We start from the raw sequence: 3986 nt of genomic DNA, 5'->3' as shown, positions 1-3986 counted from the left end.
CAATTTTAATTTTAATAATTTTTTAAAAAAGTTTTAATGATTGTAAAAATAGTTATTTTTTGGTTTTGCATAAATGATGACAAAGAAAAGAATTGATATAGTTAATAAAATATTAATCTTTTTTCTTTTTTTTATCTAACCAAGAACTTTAACTAAACAACTTTTTTTCCAAAATATGCATTTTTAATAAAAAAAATAAAACATTTTGATTTTTAAACGGTCGTTCTTGTTAAAAAAATACTTTCATAAAGTAATTCGAAATACATGAAATTTAGATAAAAAACAAAGGAGAAAAAAAGATATGAAAAACATGATAGAAATTAAAAATTTAAATAAATCATTTGACGGAAAACACATTTTAAAAAATATTAATTTAAATATTCGCCACCAAGAAATACTTACTATTATAGGTCATTCTGGTTCTGGTAAATCCACTTTATTAAGAACTTTAAATTTATTAGAAGTACCTGATTCAGGGGAAATTTTGATTAATTCACAAAACATCTTAGATAAGAACATTAATTTATCTGATTTACGCACTCAAGTAGGAATGGTTTTTCAAAATTTTAACTTATTCGAAGAAAAGACTGTTTTAGAGAATTGTTGTTTAGCGCCGGTTAAAGTTTTAAAAATGAGAAAAGAACAAGCTAAAGCTAATGCTTTACAAAAACTAAAAGAAGTAGGTTTAGAAAAATTTGCTGATGTAGATGTGAAACAACTTTCTGGAGGACAAAAACAAAGAGTCGCAATCGCTAGAACTTTATGTATGCAACCGAAAGTTATTTTATTGGACGAACCAACTTCCGCTCTTGATCCCGAATCTTCTCAAGAAGTAATGCAAATATTAAAAAAATTAGCTGAACAAAACGAAATTACTCTAGTTATAGTTACGCATGAGATGAAATTCGCTAAAAAAGTTTCTCATAATATTTGTTTTATGGAAAACGGCGTTATCGTGGAAAAAGGTTCTTCTAAAGAAATTTTTGAAACTAATAAATACCCTAAAATAAGATCTTTTTTTGAAGAATTTTGATCTCATTTAATTAAAAAATACTTTTTAATGCTATAACTATGTACTTTGAAATAAAAACGCATTATGAACAAAAAATAAAGCGTTTATGAATATTTAAAATAAGAAAAAAAGGAATGATAGATTTTATGGATTTAAACATAAAAACATATTGGAAAAAAAATGGAAAAAAAATATTTTTTTTGACTATTTTTTTGTTATTTTTGATTTGGTTACATTATTCTGTTTTATTTTTTTCGGATGTTAAAAATAATTCTGACTTGTCTACGAAAAGTCCTTCTTTTTGGTCTAACTTATATCAATCCTTGCCAGCTTATAAACAAGGTTTTTTGACTACTTTATTATTAGCGATAGACGGGCTTTTTTTAGGCTTTTTATTGGCTATATTATTAACAATGTGGAAAAACTCTTCTGAAGGGATAAAAAGGCAAAAAACTTGTTTAATTTATCTGCAAAAAATATTAACAGTTATTTTTAACTTTTTAATGAATTTTTTTAAAGCTATACCCATAGTAATTCAAGCTTTATTGTTTTATAGTTTTTTAGTGAATATACCATCTTTTAAAGGTTCTTTAGGACCAGTGATAGTCGGTTTGATCGTTATTATGTTAAATACAGCTTTTAATCTAACAGAAATTATGTTAAACCATATTAAATTTTTAGATCCTGGACAAATAGAAGCCGCTCATTCTTTAGGAATGAACCAAAAACAAGTTTTTAGTTATATCACTTTAGGACAAACTTTTAAAAGAACGATTCCCTCTATTTGGAACCAGTTTATTATTAATTTGAAAGAAACCGCTTTATTTCAAATAATCGGAGTAGTAAGTCTTATTTTCGCAGCCCAAAGGCAAGTTTCGATTACTTTTGACACTATTAACCCTTATCTTTTAATAAGTTTGTTTTATTTAATTTTAGTTGGTATGACGGATTTAATCAATCAAAAAACTAAACATTAATTATTTGGGAACAAATAATTATGACAACAGAATAATATTAAGAACAAAGTAATCAATCGAAATATAACAATCCATCCTATTGAAAAATAAGATGAAAAACAAATGGTTGATTTAACAGTTCGCATTCGAAACAAATATTTAATTTAAGTGACAAATTTATTAATGAATATCTTGTTTTCAACTTTTATTAGTTTAAGTTAATTTTTTTATTTTTAACAAAAGAAACTAAATAATAAAGACGAAATTGATCGGAAGGAATAATTGCAACTTTATGGACAATTTTATATTAAAAAAATATCTTATGAAAAAATTGGAAAAAATTTCCATCGGCACGATAATAGCGATTCTTTTGGTTTGGCTTAATTTTTATATCTTAATGCCTAATGGTGTTAAAAAAGATGGAAAAGAAACTTTAACTTTAGGAATTGTTAATAACGCTCCACCTTTCGCTTTTGACGGAACCAATAAAGATAATGGTCATGAAACTATTAATGGCGATTTTATCAGTGGTTCTGATATCGAATTTTTTAAAGAAATAGCCGACAAAATGAATAGGAATTTGATTATTAGAACTTTCTCTTTTCCTGGGATATTAAATGCTGTTAAACAGGGTACAGTAGACGTTATTATCGGAATGTTAAATGTTACAGCTGAAAGAAAAGAACAAATGTTATCTATTAAGTATCATAAGTCTGATTTAGGTATTCTTGTTAGAAAAGATGATCCTTTGTTTAAAGAGAAAAAGGATGCAATAAAATTAAACGACTTAAAGGAAGTGAAAAGGATAACCACTATTATCGGTTCAATATATGATATTCAATTTTTCGATACTTTGAAAAAACAACATTATTTGCCAAAAGCTAAAAAAACAGCTTTAAAAGAGGACGCGGTGAATTGTGCTGAGTCAGTTTCTAACAGAACAGCAGACGTTCTTTTATTAGAATATCCGGTAGTAGATTTAATCGCCAATCAACAACGTGATAAATTCAAAGCTTTCAAATTAACAGGTTTGCCTGTTGACATAAAAGTCCCTCCTTTAGGCATGTTCTTGCAAAAAGGTCCAAAAGGAGAAAATTTAAAAAAGGAATTAGAAGGCATTTTAAAAGACGTTTTAAATCTCGAGAAAACATCATATCAAGACAAATACCATCCGACAGCAATTGACAAACATAAAAAGGTTATCGATTCGACCAAATCCAAAACAAGTTTTTTCAAAACATATTATAAAAGTTTTTTGATTTCTTTATTATTGGCTATTGACGGCTTGCTTTTAGGTTTTATATTATCTTTATTATTTTTCAAAATTAAGTTGTTATCAGTCAACGCTGCTGTAGAATCGCCTGCCAAAACATCTATTAAAATAAAAAACATCTTTTCTGTTTTAATAGATAGTTTGATATATGTTCTTAAAGTGGTTCCTATTTCTATTCAAGTTATTTTAGTTTATAATTTGTTAGTTCTTAATTTTAATTTTTTCAAAGTAGATTCTTTAGGTTCTTTTTATACCGCTTTAATTATCATTTTAATCAATAATGCTACTATTTTAACTAGCGTTTTCTTTAATAATATGAAACTTTTAGATAAAGGGCAATTTGAAGCTGCCTATTCTTTAGGGATGAAAAAAAAACAAGTTTTCAGTTATATTATTTTAAGACAAACTTTAAAAAGATCGATGCCTTTTGTTTGGAATCAACTAATTATTAATTTTAAAGAAACAGCTTTATTTTCTATCATTGGATTACCTAGTTTATTATGGAGTGCTCAACGTAATATTGTTCTTACTAATGATACAATTACTCCTTTCGTGATCGTTAGTGTTATTTATTTAACTTTAAACACTCTTACCAACTGTATTGGTAAAAAAATTAATAAAAATTAAATTATTAAACATAACTTTTTTTTTTAAACAACTTATCAAAAACAAGTTCTTTTTTCTCGGGACTTGTTTTTTTTTTTTTTGTGTATAATGATTTTTAATAATTTAAAAAAATAAATTA

3 protein-coding genes are annotated in these 3986 nt (G+C 25.8%); all 3 read left to right on the top strand.

Annotated elements, in window-relative coordinates; genetic code table 11:
- Positions 1–301 precede the first annotated feature (301 nt).
- Complete coding sequence (locus RI76_RS01810; protein WP_017192434.1) at positions 302–1033, top strand: amino acid ABC transporter ATP-binding protein; 732 nt, start codon at positions 302–304, stop codon at positions 1031–1033.
- A 125-nt stretch (positions 1034–1158) separates the two neighbouring features.
- Positions 1159–1989, top strand: coding sequence for an amino acid ABC transporter permease (locus tag RI76_RS01805; protein ID WP_017192433.1), 831 nt, complete (start codon positions 1159–1161; stop codon positions 1987–1989).
- 271 nt (positions 1990–2260) lie between these two features.
- Complete coding sequence (locus RI76_RS01800) at positions 2261–3868, top strand: ABC transporter permease subunit (protein WP_017192432.1); 1608 nt, start codon at positions 2261–2263, stop codon at positions 3866–3868.
- Positions 3869–3986 lie beyond the last annotated feature (118 nt).

This window comes from Milkweed yellows phytoplasma str. MW1, assembly GCF_000309485.1.
GTDB lineage: Bacteria > Bacillota_I > Bacilli_A > Acholeplasmatales > Acholeplasmataceae > Phytoplasma.
Note: the sequence above shows the minus strand (reverse complement) of the source record. Positions and strands in the feature narration are given on the sequence as shown.

Excerpts from the sequence above, each read along its gene's own strand:
- RI76_RS01800 (WP_017192432.1), top strand. The coding sequence starts at position 2,261 with ATGGACAATTTTATATTAAAAAAATATCTTATGAAAAAATTGGAAAAA.
- RI76_RS01805 (WP_017192433.1), top strand. The coding sequence starts at position 1,159 with ATGGATTTAAACATAAAAACATATTGGAAAAAAAATGGAAAAAAAATA.
- RI76_RS01810 (WP_017192434.1), top strand. The coding sequence starts at position 302 with ATGAAAAACATGATAGAAATTAAAAATTTAAATAAATCATTTGACGGA.